Consider the following 16,226-nt stretch of genomic DNA (forward strand, 5'->3'; position numbering starts at 1 on the left):
CTATTTCGTCTGGCTCTTTCAGACAAACCAGTCATCTGTTTAACAACGATATTCCCCTCAGTTCGTTCATCCCGAAGGTTTCGCATGCGTGAAAAGCAGGTCGTATTTACTTGACCTGAAAAGCGATGTCGTCTACGCTTCAACCACGTTTAGCCTCCAAGCGACCACGCTGGCTCAGCGATGCCGTACCGATTCGCATGACACAAAATAACCTGATGATGTATTTTCCAAGACTTTCGCAAAACCCCGTGCCACTGTTGCTGGTGATGCATAAAAAAACCGTGGCACAGGGTTTTGCGAAAGTCCTGATTTTCATCGACCCATTTATAAAATCAGATTTTTAGGAATAACTGGTCAGCTAGTATAGATTCGGCCATTGATACGTTGATTCTGTTATCCATTCGTTATGACGCAAATTCGCGAACTGACCACTTATCTTGAAGCATTAGCACCGCTTGCTTATCAGGAGTCCTACGATAACTCCGGTCTGATCATTGGCGATCCTACTGCCGAAATTACGGGCGTTCTGGTTACGCTGGATGCGACTGAGGCTGTTGTAGACGAGGCCATTGCCAAAGGTTGTAATCTTGTTGTGGCTCACCATCCGATTGTCTTTAAAGGGCTTAAGAAACTCAATGGGAAAAACTATGTTGAACGAACGGTCATCAGGGCCATCAAAAATGACGTAGCGATTTATGCTGCCCACACAAACCTGGATAACGTAGTTGGTGGGGTTAATTTCAAGATTGCTGAAAAACTGAACCTACAGAATGTACACGTACTGGCACCTAAATCGCAGGTGTTGAGCAAACTGGTCACGTTTGTTCCTGTGGCCGATACGCAACGAATTCTGGACGCACTTTATGCCGCCGGAGCGGGCCAGATAGGCGATTATAAAAATTGCAGTTTTCGCGTAAGCGGCATGGGTACCTACCAGCCGGGCGAAACCGCACAACCAGCAATTGGTGAGGTAGGTGAATACCACGAAGAGGCTGAAAACCGGATCGAGGTTATCATTCCGGCGCATCAGCAGGGGCAATTGTTGACGGCTCTTAGACAGGCACATCCCTATGAGGAGGTCGCTTATTATTTAACCGCATTAGACAATACAAATCAGGAAGTTGGTTCGGGAGCCGTTGGCGATTTGCCGGAGCCACTGGATGGTCAGACCTGGCTAAGCTATTTGAAAGACAAAATGCGTCTTAATCTGATTCGATATACACCCTTACCCAACCGCCCAATCAGGCGAGTAGCGGTATGTGGGGGCGTCGGAAGCTTTTTGCTGCCCGATGCGATACGGGCAAACGCCGATGTTTTTGTGACGGCAGACTATAAATACCACGAATTTTTTGATGCCGACGGACGCATTGTCATCTGCGATATCGGGCACTATGAAAGTGAAGTCTTTACAAAAGAGTTAATTAGCCAGCATTTGGCAAAAAAATTCACTACTTTTGCGGTAATTTTATCAGAAACTGACACTAATCCGGTTAGCTATTACTAATGAATAATGTATAATGTAAGGACTCTGAATTGATTAATTTTCAGCTCGTTAGTATATACCCCATTATACATTAAACCGCATGGGCGGTCCAGATTAGGCATTATACTTTAAAACAAAAATCTCCGAATGGAACTGACGATTGCGCAAAAATTAGACGCTCTTCTTAAACTGCAATCCCTTGACTCTCAACTAGACGAACTCATAAAAATTCGCGGTGGTCTGCCCGAAGAGGTCCGTGATCTGGAAGATGATATTGCCGGATTCGAAACTCGGATAGGTAAGTTCCAGGCTGAAATCAAGACGTTGGAAGACGATATTGAGCGCAACCGGGTTGCCAAGAAAGACGCCGAAAAGCTGATTACCAAATACAAAGATCAGCAAATGAACGTGCGCAACAACCGCGAATTCGATGCCATCTCCAAGGAAATCGAATTGCAATCGCTCGAAATCGAACTAGCCGACAAGCGAATCAACGAAGCACAATTTCGGGTTCGGGGCAAGGAAGAAGAAATTAAGACTACGCAGGCTGCGCTTAACGAACGGAAAGAAGATCTGAAGGCAAAGAAGCAGGAACTGGATCAGATTACGTCGGAAAGCCAGGAAGAAGAAAAGGAGATTATCAAGCAGCGCGACCAGCAGGCAACAACCATCGAACCGCGCTTATTGAACTCCTACAATAAAATCCGGAGCAATGCCCTCAATGGCCTTGCGGTCGTTATGGTGAAACGGGGTGCTTGTGGTGGTTGCTTTAATGTAGTACCCCCGCAGCGTCAGGCCGACATTAAAGACAAGAAAAAAATCATCGTTTGCGAACATTGCGGCCGCATTTTTGCCGATGTAGAAGGCGTGCCCGAACCAGCTCCAGTTGGCCGGGGTCGGTAGGTGATTAATCTAATTAGCAAAAAAGGTCGTCTAACTGGCGACCTTTTTTGCTATACTGCGTTTGCTATGCTGATGATCGTCAGACCTATTTCGGTATTAACAGCCGCTCTATTTTTAGTGTCCTGCTGCGTTCATGCACAGGATTTCGTCTGGACACCAGGTTTGCAGCGTGCCTATACGGATCTCCAAAAACTGAAGCTCCAGTCGGCCCGGCAGGCTTTAGTGAAAGAAAGTAGCCAGAACGGTGTCCGCATTTTTCTGGATGATTACGCAGATATGCTCACCCTTGTCACCTCCGACGATGACCGGGCTTATGCTGACATGAGCGACCGCGAAGATGAGCGACTGGATGCGCTTAATGCCTTAGATGAAAACTCGCCGTGGCAGCGTGTCATTCAGGCAGAAGTCCGGCTCCATTGGGCGTTTGTAAAGTTGAAATTTGGCAAAGAACTCAGTGCGAGCTGGGATGTTATCCGGGCCTATAAGTTACTGGCCGCCAACCAGAAAAAATTTCCCCATTTTCTACCGACCTATAAATCGCTGGGAACACTGCATATCATGATTGGGTCAGTGCCGGACAACTACGTCTGGGTGGCCAACCTGCTTGGATTACATGGAAATGTTCAACAGGGTCAGCAGGAGTTGCAGCAAGCGGAACAGGACCCTACCTTCAGGCTCGAAGCCCAGCTTATTTCGCTGATGGTGAAAGCATACGTCCTGAAATTCTCGGAAGCCGACGGTAAGGATTTACAGCGGTTGGTAAGCGACAATCAGGATAATCTGCTTTTGCATTTTTTCGGGGCAACCATCGAGCAGAAAAATGGCCATAGCGAGCAGGCGCTTACTTATTTACTGACACGTCCTACTGGGTCAGCCTATCCGTCAATGCCAGTCATCGAAAATATTTTAGGCGATATTTACCTGCAAAAGGGGCAGAATTCAACGGCGATCAATCACTTCCAGCAATTTCTGACTACGTATAAAGGCCAGAATTTTTTGAAAGATTCATATTATAAGTTATTTCTCTGCCACTGGCTGGCCAATTCGCCTGATAGTAAAGCAAGGCTATTTCTACAAAAACTGATAACCGTCGGCCGAACGACAGTTGAATCGGATAAGGCCGCGCAGAAATTCGCCGAAGCGTTTCTGAAGCGGGGCGGATCGCCCAATCAGAAAGTATTGATGCGAGCCCGGCTTGCCTCCGACGGTGGATTTACGGATAGTGCGCTGGCTTATCTTCGTCCTTTCAGTGAAGCCAGCTTTTCATTGACGGTCGAGAAAGCCGAATATAATTACCGTCTTGGCCGTATCTACCAGCGCCGAAACGATGCCGATGCGGCCCTTCCTTATCTTAACCGGGCATTAGTTCTTAGCGAATCCCGCGATGATAGCCGGGAGCAATCATCCTTCGGTGCAACGGCGGCTCTACAATTAGGGTATATCTATCAACTGAAGGGCGACCGTATTCGGGCGCGGTCATTTTTCCAGAAAGCACTTAGTTTCAAGCACCACGAGTATAAAAACAGTGTCGACAATAAAGCGCGAGCGGCTCTAAGTCAGTTGTCACAAAACACTTAGCCAGCTTTTTTGGTATACTCGTAAAGGTCAGCTTCGACTAATGACGAAAATTGTTCAATAAATACCAGATTTGATCAATATAAAATCACATGGGTCGTCTTTAGCGTTTGTATACTAGGGTCAATAACCATTGGAACGTTTTACAGCAGCCACTTATCGGGATTTATCTCCTCAGGAGCTATGGCAACGCTTCAAAGCAGGAGACGAACGGGCTTTGGGAGAGCTGGCCAGGGAGCATTATCCTGGATTGTATAACTATGGCCTGCGTTTAACCACCGACTCCGAACTGGTTTGGGATACGATTCAGGATCTTTTTCTGGAATTATGGGATCACCGAGAAACGGTCGGAAATGCCGTTTTCGTTAAAACCTACCTGCTCAAAGCGCTCCGCTATAAATTATTGAAGACGAGGGCACATCAATCTCCAATCCATATTGACGATTCAGACCAGGTTGGCCCGTTCTCGGTATCAATTGAAGATGAAATAATTGATCAGGAGGTGCATACGGAACAGGCCCGGCTATTGCATCAATTGATGGCGGGCCTCACCAAGCGTCAGCAGGAAGTGCTTTATCTACGATTCTATCAGAATCTGGATAATCACGAAATTGCCCAGATTATGGGCATGGAACGACAAAGCGTTGCCAACCTTCTGCATCGGACCTTTAAAGAACTCAGAAGCCACTGGTCTCCTGATTTGCTCCTTTCGCTTTTGCTGCTACTCCTCCCAAAACGGTAGCAAACAAACAATTGTATTCTAGGCGAAAAAAATTTTACATTTTTTTGAGTATTGGCAGGCAAAGAATAGCACTATAGGGTTAGAAGCAACCGTGTGCTTTCTGCGCTGCTATGGACTACAAGATTTACAACGCTGAAGATTTTCTGTTCGACGAGTCATTTCGCCAATGGGTAGGTGGAACATCTCCCCAGGCTACTGTATTCTGGGAACAATGGCTGATAGAAAATCCGGATCGGGCCGATGTAGTCAGGCAGGCGAAGGAACTTGTACGTGCCTTAACCAATGAATACCGCGATAATGCAACGAAAGACCGTATCGATAGCGAACTCAGCCAGTTGATGCAACGGGCCTCCGAGCGTCGGGATGCTGAAGTAGAAACACTTGTGCGATCGATCTGGCAACAATCCTGGTGGCGGTGGGCAGCAGCCGCTTCTATTCTCGTTACGGTTGGGTTAGGGATTTGGTTGTATCGGTATACGTATGAGCACGCACAACCGGCACCTTACGCCCACTTGACAAAAGCAGCCGGCATTCTGCTCCAGGAAAAAGTAAATGACAGCAATCGGGTTGTCAATGTCGTACTTGGCGATGGTAGTGTTGTAACCCTACGCCCAAAGAGCCGTTTAAGTTACCCCAAACAGTTCGGATCAAGCAACAGAACGGTTTACCTGAATGGGGAAGCTTTTTTCGACGTGGTCAAAAACCCCGCTAAACCGTTTCTGATCTACGCCAACCAAACGGTCACTAAAGTCCTGGGAACGAGCTTTTTGGTACGGGCTTTTGAAAACGAAAAAGCCGTAATTGTAACGGTAAGAACTGGACGGGTATCGGTTTTTAAGCAACAGGATTTCGAGAAAGCTCAGCGATCCGGCCTGCGACAGATTCAGGGCGTCATCCTGACTCCAAATCAACAAATGACATACAATCTGGCCGATAATCAGCTGATGAAGGCACTGGTTGAGAAGCCTAAAGCATTGATGCCCGAAACGATTAGCCGCGAGCAGATATTCGAGGATGCTCCCGTCGCTAAGGTTTTTTCAACCATTGAGCATACCTATGGCGTGAAACTGCTTTACAACGAAGCTGATCTGTCAACTTGCCTGGTGAATCTTACGTTTTCGACTGAAAGCCTGCTTGAACGACTCGATGTCGTTTGTCAGACCATTGGCGCTACGTATGAGGTGCTGGATGGGCAGATCGTCATTACCAGTAAAGGCTGCAAATAAGTATCAAGCTATTAATCAATACAATAGCGTTATCAAAACTACCTTAGTCAGTCAATAGTCCAATTACCTTTAACCCTGAAGCAATACGAATTTTAACCCCACTTTTTTACAGCCCGCCTATGAAGCAGTAGCCAACCTATTCACAAAAAAAAGCCAGTGATGATTCCGGCATCACTGACTCAAAAAGCACCCTTGTCTGATACCCTCATTTTACATGAGGCAGGGGGTTCTTTGTCCATTCCAAAATTCAAATAGCCAAAAAACAAGCAAAAGTATGAAAGAACTTCGACAACCGCTTAGCCTGTTGCGTAGACTTATGAAATTTACTGTCTATCAGTTACTAATAGCGGCTATGGTAGCCGGTCTGGCTGCGGCCCGCCCGGTTGAAGCACAGCAAGTCATGGATCAGCGCATTACACTCCGCGCCGATAACCTGACGATGAAATCTGTGCTCAATCAATTGGGACGCCAGGCCGACGTACGTTTTGCCTACCGATCAGCTCTTAAGCAGTTGAATAGTCACGTTTCACTAAACGCTACCAATCAGAGATTAGGTGAAATTCTCGATCAATTGCTAAGACCGCTTGAAGTTACCTATTACGTTAAAGGGCGTCAGATTATCCTGAATCAAGAACCAGCAGCCCCTAGAGCGCCCGAAGAGTCCACGCGAACAAACGATGAAGCGTTCAACGATCGCTCCCTATCAGGAACGGTTACTGATGAAGCCGGTGTCGGCCTTCCGGGTGTAAGTGTCGTTGTAAAAGGAACCCAGCGCGGTACAACCACGGATGCCACCGGCCAGTTTCGCATGACGCTGCTCACCGGCGACGATGTTCTGGTTTTTAGCTTTGTTGGCTACCTGTCTCAGGAGGTTACGGTAGGAAATCAGACAGCCGTAACCGTCAGACTAGCCACCGACACCAAAAACCTGAGCGAAGTCGTCGTCGTTGGTTACGGCACACAAAAACGGTCAGATTTAACGGGTTCCATCTCCTCCGTAAAAGCGGAAGATGTAAAAAACCTGCCGGTTCGGAGTATAAACGAAGCCCTGCAAGGTCGGGCTGCGGGCGTTCAGGTAACCCGGAATGACGGGTCGCCGGGGGCCAGCTCCGACATTGTCATACGGGGCGTGGGCTCCATTGGTGGTATGTCTCCCCTCTATATCGTGGATGGGATTCGTATGTCGGCTGGCAATAACTTCAACTTACAGGATGTCGAATCGATTGAGATTCTGAAAGATGCCAGTGCTGCCGCCATTTATGGTGCTCAGGCGGCTGGCGGGGTTGTACTGGTAACTACCAAGCGGGGAAGCGGTACCGACCGAATGAAAATCAATTTCAATGCCTATTACGGTGTTCGGCAACCCCGAAACCTGTATAAAATGCTGAACACGGCCGACTACATTGCGGCCAAGAAAGCATTTGGCGTGAGTACTACCGGCTGGGGCGATCCAACTACATTGCCCGATAACGACTGGGTGAAAGATCTGTATACGAATGGCTCCGATCAGAGCTATTCGCTCTCCCTGTCTGGTGCTACGGCCAAAACCAATTACTATTTATCGGCCAACTACCAGCGCGAAGGAGGAACCCTGATCGACAACTGGTTTGATCGGTATGGGCTTCGTTCGAATGCAGATTTCAAGATCAATAAAAAATTAAAGGTCGGCGAAACGTTGTATGCCTGGAAAACCGGCAATAACCCGGTTCAAACAAGCACGTTTCCGTTCCGTTCAGCCCCCGTTGTTCCCATCTATGATCCTACCAATTCAGCCTATGGTGGCTGGGCCAAAACCGGTACGTTTTTTACCGGTCCCAATCTCGTCGGGCAGGAATACCAGAACCACATGCTGAACGAACAATATGCACTGGAAGGGAATATCTATGCAGAATGGGAAATTCTTAGCGGGCTCAGCCTTCGCTCCACATTCGGAGCCTCGATCTATAACGTAAAGAATTACAAATTCACGGAAGCCTACGACTACGGCACGGTGGCGAATCATAATGCATTCCTGAGTCGCGATGTCAATAACCAGCGGAACCTGACGGCCAACTTTGTGCTGACCTACGGCAAAACGATTGGTCAGAACGATTTCAAAATACTGGCCGGATATGAAGCCTACAAATCAGACCTCAGCTCGTTACATGGTGAGGCTCAGAGCTTTCCCTACGTTACGTATAACCTGGGTCTGACCTCTAACCCCAGCAGCTACGTAGCCAGCGGTGGCGAATTCCCCCAGACCCGGTTGCTCTCCCAGTTTGGCCGGGTCAACTACACCTACGCCAACAAATACCTGCTGACGGCTACGGTTCGCCGGGATGGTTCTGACCGATTCGGCCCTGCCAACAAATTCGGTGTTTTCCCGTCTGCCTCAATTGGCTGGAAACTAAACGAAGAAGCGTTTATTCAGGAGAATCTGAGCTACGTTTCGAACCTAAAACTTCGTGCCAGCTACGGAAAACTGGGAAGTACTAGCAGCATTCCTCAATACACCTATCAGAACTCCTACGGCGGCACGAATGCCATTACCAGCATGGGTCTGCCCGATGGCTCCCGTTTTAAGGGATATGCCCTGACGGCTCAATTGGCCAATCAGGATATAAAATGGGAATCGGTGCTTCAAACCGACATCGGTCTGGATATTGGCCTGTTGAAAAACGCCCTGAATATCACCGTCGATTGGTACAGTCGCCAGACAAACGATATGATTTATCAGGTTCCCGTGCCTATGTCTACCGGTTTTGGCAGCTCGACGGTTTACACCAACATCGGTCAGATGAGCAACAAAGGGCTTGAACTGGCTATCGATTATCGGGGCAAAAAAGGCGACTTCACCTATGGCATTACCGCCAATGCCGCCTTTAACAGCAACCTGGTAAAAAAACTGGACGGCACGAACAACAATCCGATTAATGACGGCCCGGCCGGAGATTATCTGGAAAGTGTGGTTTCCCGTACGCAGGCCGGTCAGCCGCTGGGACAGTTTTACGGCTATAAAACGGATGGAATTTTCCAGAGTGATGCCGAGGTAGCTGCCCTCAACCAAAAGGCGCAGGAAGCGGCTGGTGGAACGGCAACTGGTGTTTACTACCAGGCAGCTGCTACGGGCGCCGGTGATCTGAAATTCAAAGACATAAACGGAGACGGGAAAATTACCACCGCCGATAAAACCTTCATTGGTAATCCGTGGCCGAAAATGACGTACGGTTTTACGCTCAGTATGGGTTGGAAAGGGCTGGATTTTTCGGCCTTATTTCAGGGCATTGCCGGGGTCGATGTTTTCAATGCCAACAAATATTATACATCGATTTTTGTGGGTGATTACAACACGACCAGAGACATTTTCAACACCTCCTTTTTCAATGGCAACGGACTCACCAACCTGCCTCGGGTAGGCTATACGGATCCGTCCGGAAACTACGTCCGCGACCCCAATGCCAACTACACCCGGATCTCGGATTTCGCTGTCGAAAACGGAGCTTTCCTCAAACTGCGTAATGTTCAGATTGGCTATACCTTACCGGCCTCGCTGATGAAACAATGGAAAATGTCGGGTCTTCGGGTGTATGTGCAGGGGCAAAACCTGTTGACTTTCACCAAGTATTCAGGGCTTGACCCTGAAGTACTGGGCCGTAGTAGTGGTTCCAATGCAGCCACCACCGGACGGGGCATCGATACGATTTACTCTTATCCTCGTACCTCACTTGTTTCCGTAGGCGTCGATGTCAATTTCTAACCACTTTTCACGGAATTACGTGATTCAAAAAAGATCGTCCATCATGAAGATAATAGCTAAATTTTCCCTCTTTGTCTTACTCCTGAGTATGGCGTCCTGTAAAGAGGATTTCGTTAACGTAGACAATCCTGGCGCCATTTCCACGGCCAGTTATCCAAATTCGGTTGCCGATCTGGAACAGCTCCTGGCAGGTGCTTATGCTACACAACATGCGCCCAATATATTCGGGCATAACATGCTGGCCAAAAATACCTACCTCTGGGATCATACAACGGATTTAAGCTGGCAGGGAACAACGACCTGGATTCAACTGGCGCAGAATAATTCGCAGGTCAATGACGGCTTTCTGCAAGGTACCTGGCAGGATCTGTGGCGGGGAATCCAGCGTTGCAATACGCTACTGGCCGGCGTTGAGGCCTACGCGCCCAAAGCAGCGGCCTCCGATGCCGCTGCTATCAGCCTGATAAAAGGGCAGACGCTTTACCTGAGAGCCTGGTATTATTTCTATCTGACAGCTTTATGGGGTGAAAGCTTTATCGTTGACGGACAGGGCGGAGATAAACAGGGCGTACCGCTTGTTTCAAAAACGGCTACGAGTTTGCCCGAAACCCAAATAAGCCGCTCAACAGTGAAACAGTGCTGGGACTTCATTATCAGCGACCTGAAAGCCGCTGAAACGCTATTGAAAGGAAAGAGCTGGACGGGTGCCACCGATAAGTACAAAATGGGCGAATGGGGTGTTAAAGCCTTTCTGGGTAAGGTCTATGTGTATGTTCAGGACTGGGCGAATGCGAAAACATACCTCAGTGATGTCGTGACCAACAGTGGTAAATCGCTGGTTTCATTCGATACCTACAAAACGATGTTCAATGGGCAAAACGAGTTCAACTCCGAATCGTTGATCGAACTCAATCTGAACGTTGACATGACCTATCGGGGCACGGACGACCGCTCAATGGGTTCCAGCATCGGCATGGTGATTGCCCCAACCTATGTTGGTCCCAATGGCGCACAGGCGGCATCGGCCTGGTCGAACGTTTTTCCTCATGCCAAAAACATTGCCCGTTTTGGCTTTAATCTGGGGCACTATTTCCCGGCCGGAACCGCTACGGCGAACATAGCGAATGTCGACAAATCCTACATTACGCGTTCGGTGGCCGCCCGAACCAATAAAACCGTTGACCCCCGCTTGTGGGTCGCCTGTTTGCAGCCCTATGTCGATTCCATGATTGTCAGTGGGGTTAAAAAACCGATCTCTCACTATCTGGACATCTCGGAAATCGATATGGAAGCCTGGAGTTTCCGGAAATACATCTACTTGGGCGGTGCAGAAGGCGAAGTGAACATGGCCAATGGCGACAATATTCTCTGGCTACGTTTGGCCGATGTTTACCTGCTTTATGCCGAAACGCTGACCCATAGTGGCGACAATGCCACTGCGCTGGAATACATCAACAAAGTCAGGCGACGAGCCTACGGGTATGCCGTCAATACGCCGTCGGCCGTTGATTACAAAAGCCTGGCCGATCAGACCAGCGCTCCCGATGCCGTACTCAAAAATGATCCGCTCAAGTATGAACGATGGGCCGAACTATTTGGCGAAGGGCACTGGTGGTTCGACGTCTGCCGATGGAAAATCGGGGATAAAGAAGCGGCTTATTATCAGCGTGTTCGTGGTGGAACCATTCAGTGGGATGCTACCGACTACGCGCAACCCATTCCGATCAATGAGATCACGTCTAATGTTAATATAAAGCAAAACGCGGGCTATTAAGCAGCAGGATGCGATGGTGTCGGACGAAATCGTCCGACACCATCCAACTTCCCATTCACTGGCTCTACCAATTTCTCGCAGCGATCTCATGAAACAGGTATTTATTGCCCTTGGCCTGCTAGTCGGTATGGCCAGTGCCATTTTTTTGCCTCCGTTTCCACAAACGGACTTGTCCAACGGGGTAATTCAGGCGAAAATTTACCTGCCAGATTCCACCCAGGGCTATTATCAGGGCGTTCGGTTCGACTGGTCGGGCGTTGTTGCCAGCCTAACCTGCAACAGACATAGTTATTTTGGGCAATGGTTCGAGAAATATGATCCAAAATTGCACGATGCCATTAGCGGGCCGGTCGAAGAGTTTACGCCGATCGGTTATGAAGAAGCCAAACCCGGAGACGACTTTCTTAAAATCGGAGTCGGTTCGCTTCGTAAGTCGGCCGATTCACCGTATCGGTTTGCCACCCCCTACCCCCTCATCAATCCGGGCAAATGGTCTGTAAAGAAAAAGGTCGATGAGATTGAATTCACCCATGAACTGACCGATGCTGCGGGCTATTCGTATCTCTATCGGAAGACGCTGAAACTGCTTCGCCGAAAATCGACGTTAGTGCTCGAACATTCGCTGAAGAACACAGGCCGTAAACCGATTGAAACAACAGTCTACGATCACAACTTCTACGTAATCGATAATCAACCGACCGGGCCAGATTTTTCGGTGACGTTTCCATTCAAATTGCAAACGAACGAAAAAGCCCGAGGGTTGGGAACGTTGTTCGAGACCCGTACTAACCAGATTACCTACCTGCGGGAGCTTACCAAAGGCGAAAGCACTCACTGCTACCTGACCGGTTTTGGCGACACAGCACAGGATTACAATATCCGGATAGAAAATCGCAAAACCGGCGCAGGTGTGCATATCACCAGCGATCAACCCATTGCTCAATTAGCCTTCTGGTCGATAGCGACAGTCGTTTGCCCCGAACCGTATGTCCGGATAAAGGCCGAGCCGGGGAAGGAATTCACCTGGAAAATCACCTACGACTACTACACTCTTCCACAAGCCGCTTCGAAGTAGCCTTATAACAACGTCATTTTCTTCAGGAGTCCATGAACTATACGACAACACTTGGATCGATCGGCTTGTTGTACCTGCTCTTTGCCGCCGTTCATCCAACTCGTGACGAAGCCAGCATCGACCAGCCGGGCCATTCAAATTGGCCCAACTATGGCGGCAATAAAGCCGGGAACCGCTACTCACCCCTCAATCAGATCAACCTCAGTAATGTCAAAAACCTCAAAGTAGCCTGGACCTACGATGCGGCTGCCAACGATAGCAAAACTGGACGTCAGCCAGAGATTCAGTGTCAACCCATCGTCATGAACGGCATCCTGTATGGCACAACACCGAAGCTGAAATTATTTGCGGTAGAGGCCAGTACGGGCAAACAACGCTGGCTATTTGATCCATTTAAGGACAGGCAGGCCCGTTTCAACCCCAATCGGGGCATTATGTATTGGGAAGATGGCAACGACAAACGGATTCTTTATTCGGCTGGTCCTACCCTCTTCGCCATCAATGCACTTACGGGTGAACCTGTCGCTCAGTTTGGCAAAAACGGAGAGGTCGATTTACGGGAGGGCCTGATCGCTGATCCCAAAATCGACATCAAAAAACTATCTGTTTCCGCAACCAGTCCGGGAACGATTTACAACGATCTATTGATCATTGGCTCAGCCGTTTCCGAATATGGGGATGCTGCGCCGGGTCACGTACGGGCGTTCGACGTTCGAACGGGAGCCATGCGCTGGATTTTCCACACGGTACCGCAACCCGGTGAAACAGGTTACGAAACATGGCCTAAAGATGCTTATAAAAAAATAGGTGGAGCCAACAACTGGGCTGGCATGGTGCTCGATGAAAAACGTGGCATGGTCTATTTCGGAACGGGTTCGCCAGCGGTTGATTTCTACGGTGGCAGTCGGGCGGGGCAAAATCTGTATTCTGACTGTATCCTCGCCCTGAATGCAGAAACCGGCAAGTTGAAATGGTACTATCAAACGGTTCAGCATGATTTGTGGGACCGCGATTTACCCTGTCAGCCCAATCTGGTAACGGTGAAGCATAACGGCCGGATGGTCGATGCCGTGGCTCAGAGCACCAAAGATGGATTGATTTATGTGCTCGACCGCGACACGGGAGAATCGCTCTTTCCGGTTGAGGAACGGGCCGTTCCAACGTCTGGTCTTCCAGGCGAACAACCCTGGCCTAAACAGAAATTCCCGTTGAAACCGGCCCCCTTTTCCCGGCAATTATTTACCGAAGCCGATATTACTGACCGTACGCCCGAAGCCCATGCCTTCGTGAAAGAACGATTCCAGAAAACACGCTCCGGCAATAAGTTTATGCCACCCAGTCTGGAAGGTACGTTACTATTTGGCATTGGTGGCGGAGCCGAATGGGGCGGCAATGCGGCTGATCCGGATGGTATTCTTTATCAGAATGCCAACGAGATGGTCTGGGATCTGAAAATGATGGACATGGCCGCCCGAACGGCTGAATTAAAAACAAAAGGGAATGCCTTGTATCAAGCCAACTGTGCGGCCTGTCATGGAATTGACCGGAAAGGCAGTGGACAGGCTTACCCTAGCTTAGTTGATGTTGGCAACCGATTATCGGGACAGGATATTCAGGCCATTCTGAAATCGGGCCGGGGTCGGATGCCCTCGTTCGAGCACATTTCCGATCAGGACCGTAGCACACTGGTCCGCTTTCTGCTCAATACCGAAGCCAAAGCCAGCGAAACGGGCGATCACCATTCAGCTGCGGCCCCAACAGCGGTTGCCGAAAAATCTGAATTCCCGTACATACCTCCTTATATCAACAATGGCTACACGCGCTTCTTCGACCCCGATGGCTATCCGGCCGTAAAACCACCCTGGGGAACGCTCAACGCGATTAACCTCAATACGGGAGAGTATCTATGGCGCGTTCCGCTCGGCGAATTTCCGGAATTGACCAAAAAGGGAGTTCCCCTAACCGGTACTGAAAATTATGGCGGACCAATCGTTACGGCAGGTGGCCTGGTCTTTATCGCGGCTACGTACGACGAACGAATTCGGGCTTTCGACCGCAAAACGGGAAAAGTTGTCTGGGAATACCAGCTTCCGGCGGGTGGCTTTGCCACGCCTATTACCTATCAGGTCGATGGTAAGCAGTATATCGTCATTGCCGCCGGAGGTGTCAAGAACGGCCACAAACCGGGTGGTTCATACATCGCATTTGCCCTTCCTTAATGATGTCTTTACCAGAAAAAACAAACAAATTCAGTAATCCTTCAAGCCATCTTTCCATGAATACAGCCCGTGAATTGCACGAAAATCAACCAGAACAAAGTCGTCGAGATGCCCTGAAAATGTTGGGTATGGGCTCCTCCGCCGGACTCCTCAGCCTGTTCGGCGGACTCTCCACGGCCCAGGCTCGCGAACAACTAGCCACCCCCCGATACGCCGTGGGGGCAGCACCCGTCAAAATCAAAGCCGTCAAAGCCATCGCCACCGCCCCACAAGGCTCCAACCTCATCGTCGTTAAGGTCGAAACCACCGAACCCGGTCTCTATGGGCTCGGTTGCGCCACCTTCACCCAACGAGCCGCCACCGTCATCGTCGCCATCAACACCTACCTCAACGAATTCTGCGTCGGTAAAGACGTCGATAACATCGAGGATATGTGGCAGGCCGCCTATGTCAGCTCCTACTGGCGAAACGGACCCGTCCTCAACAATGCCCTCTCCGGACTCGACCAGGCCCTGTGGGACATCAAAGGAAAACGAGCCGGCATGCCCGTCTACCAGCTCCTGGGCGGCAAAGTCCGGTTCGCCATCCCCTGCTACACCCATGCCGGAGGCAATACCCCCGAAGCAGCCGCCGACAGCGTCAAAAAATTCATGGCCGATGGCTTCAAATACATCCGCATCCAGCAGGGTGGCTATGGTGCCGTCGGCGCTACGGCCGATAAACCCGATTTCAAAGTGGCCAACTTCGGGGGCGAGACCGACAACTACATGAATGAACGGCTCTACCTAAAATCGGTGCCCAAGATGTTTGAGGTGGTTCGTAAGGAATGTGGCGAGGAGATCGAGCTGTTGCATGACATCCACGAGCGGGTGCAGCCCATCGATGCCATCAACATGATCAAGCGGGTGGAGGAGTTCCGGCCGTTCTTCATCGAAGATCCCTTCTCGCCCGAGAACATGAAGTGGTTTGCCCAGTTGCGGCAGGCTACCTCGGTGCCCATTGCGATGGGGGAGTTGTTCAACAACATCAACGAGTTCAAGGAGCCGATGGTCAATCAGTGGTTCGATTTCATCCGGATTCACGTCTCCCAGATCGGGGGCATCAGCCCGGCCATGAAGGTGGCCCGGTTGGGGGAATGGTTCAACATCCGCACGGCCTGGCATGGTCCGGGGGATGTTTCGCCGGTGGGTCATGCGGCCCATGCGCACATCGATCTGGCGGTGTGGAATTTTGGGATTCAGGAAGCGGTGCAGTTTTCGGAGAAGACGCAGTCGGTCTTCAGTGGCTGTCCGACGATGAACAAGGGGTACATGTCGGTCAATGAGGTGCCGGGTTTGGGGGTAGACATCAACGAGAAGGAGGCTGCCAAGTATCCCATCAGCACCAAGTCGAACTGGCAGGTGCGCAAGATGGATGGCACTATTATCAGACCGTAAGGCTGGAAATTTCCGCAAGCTGCGTAAAAATTGAAAGTAGCTACAGCGTTCAATGCT

11 protein-coding genes are annotated in these 16,226 nt (G+C 49.8%); all 11 read left to right on the top strand.

Annotation, left to right across the window (positions count from 1 at the left end; translation table 11 throughout):
* Positions 1-125: 125 nt before the first annotated feature.
* The 11 genes from G8759_RS29135 to G8759_RS29185 all read left to right on the top strand — a co-directional run bounded on the left by G8759_RS29135 (position 126) and on the right by G8759_RS29185 (position 16,169).
* Positions 126-344: a hypothetical protein gene (locus G8759_RS29135; protein WP_167216309.1), complete on the top strand. Its 219-nt coding sequence runs from the start codon at positions 126-128 to the stop codon at positions 342-344.
* 62 nt (positions 345-406) lie between these two features.
* A complete protein-coding gene (locus G8759_RS29140) occupies positions 407-1,504 on the top strand; it encodes a Nif3-like dinuclear metal center hexameric protein (RefSeq protein ID WP_167216311.1) in 1,098 nt (365 codons plus the stop codon).
* A 126-nt stretch (positions 1,505-1,630) separates the two neighbouring features.
* Positions 1,631-2,386, top strand: a complete 756-nt coding sequence (locus G8759_RS29145; RefSeq protein WP_162386773.1) for a zinc ribbon domain-containing protein — start codon at positions 1,631-1,633, stop codon at positions 2,384-2,386.
* Between the two features lie 72 nt (positions 2,387-2,458).
* Positions 2,459-3,964, top strand: a complete 1,506-nt coding sequence (locus G8759_RS29150; protein WP_232074324.1) for a tetratricopeptide repeat protein — start codon at positions 2,459-2,461, stop codon at positions 3,962-3,964.
* 130 nt (positions 3,965-4,094) lie between these two features.
* On the top strand, positions 4,095-4,703 hold the full coding sequence (locus G8759_RS29155) for an RNA polymerase sigma factor (RefSeq protein ID WP_167216315.1): 609 nt from the start codon (positions 4,095-4,097) through the stop codon (positions 4,701-4,703).
* Between the two features lie 110 nt (positions 4,704-4,813).
* Positions 4,814-5,929, top strand: coding sequence for a FecR family protein (locus tag G8759_RS29160; protein WP_167216317.1), 1,116 nt, complete (start codon positions 4,814-4,816; stop codon positions 5,927-5,929).
* A gap of 274 nt (positions 5,930-6,203) precedes the next feature.
* Positions 6,204-9,665 (top strand): TonB-dependent receptor, encoded by a 3,462-nt coding sequence (locus G8759_RS29165; protein ID WP_167216319.1) that lies wholly within the window; start codon positions 6,204-6,206, stop codon positions 9,663-9,665.
* Positions 9,666-9,708: 43 nt separating this feature from the next.
* Positions 9,709-11,439, top strand: a complete 1,731-nt coding sequence (locus G8759_RS29170; RefSeq protein WP_167216321.1) for a RagB/SusD family nutrient uptake outer membrane protein — start codon at positions 9,709-9,711, stop codon at positions 11,437-11,439.
* 88 nt (positions 11,440-11,527) lie between these two features.
* Positions 11,528-12,514 (top strand): hypothetical protein, encoded by a 987-nt coding sequence (locus G8759_RS29175; RefSeq protein WP_167216323.1) that lies wholly within the window; start codon positions 11,528-11,530, stop codon positions 12,512-12,514.
* A 32-nt stretch (positions 12,515-12,546) separates the two neighbouring features.
* Positions 12,547-14,733, top strand: coding sequence for an outer membrane protein assembly factor BamB family protein (locus G8759_RS29180; protein WP_167216325.1), 2,187 nt, complete (start codon positions 12,547-12,549; stop codon positions 14,731-14,733).
* A 119-nt stretch (positions 14,734-14,852) separates the two neighbouring features.
* On the top strand, positions 14,853-16,169 hold the full coding sequence (locus G8759_RS29185) for an enolase C-terminal domain-like protein (RefSeq protein ID WP_197933173.1): 1,317 nt from the start codon (positions 14,853-14,855) through the stop codon (positions 16,167-16,169).
* Positions 16,170-16,226: the final 57 nt, after the last annotated feature.

Origin of the sequence: Spirosoma aureum, from assembly GCF_011604685.1 — a bacterium.
Classification (GTDB): Bacteria; Bacteroidota; Bacteroidia; order Cytophagales; family Spirosomataceae; genus Spirosoma; species Spirosoma aureum.

Coding starts and splice junctions, on each gene's coding strand:
- G8759_RS29135 (WP_167216309.1), top strand. CDS start 126: ATGTCGTCTACGCTTCAACCACGTTTAGCCTCCAAGCGACCACGCTGG.
- G8759_RS29140 (WP_167216311.1), top strand. CDS start 407: ATGACGCAAATTCGCGAACTGACCACTTATCTTGAAGCATTAGCACCG.
- G8759_RS29145 (WP_162386773.1), top strand. CDS start 1,631: ATGGAACTGACGATTGCGCAAAAATTAGACGCTCTTCTTAAACTGCAA.
- G8759_RS29150 (WP_232074324.1), top strand. CDS start 2,459: ATGATCGTCAGACCTATTTCGGTATTAACAGCCGCTCTATTTTTAGTG.
- G8759_RS29160 (WP_167216317.1), top strand. CDS start 4,814: ATGGACTACAAGATTTACAACGCTGAAGATTTTCTGTTCGACGAGTCA.
- G8759_RS29165 (WP_167216319.1), top strand. CDS start 6,204: ATGAAAGAACTTCGACAACCGCTTAGCCTGTTGCGTAGACTTATGAAA.
- G8759_RS29170 (WP_167216321.1), top strand. CDS start 9,709: ATGAAGATAATAGCTAAATTTTCCCTCTTTGTCTTACTCCTGAGTATG.
- G8759_RS29175 (WP_167216323.1), top strand. CDS start 11,528: ATGAAACAGGTATTTATTGCCCTTGGCCTGCTAGTCGGTATGGCCAGT.
- G8759_RS29180 (WP_167216325.1), top strand. CDS start 12,547: ATGAACTATACGACAACACTTGGATCGATCGGCTTGTTGTACCTGCTC.
- G8759_RS29185 (WP_197933173.1), top strand. CDS start 14,853: ATGTTGGGTATGGGCTCCTCCGCCGGACTCCTCAGCCTGTTCGGCGGA.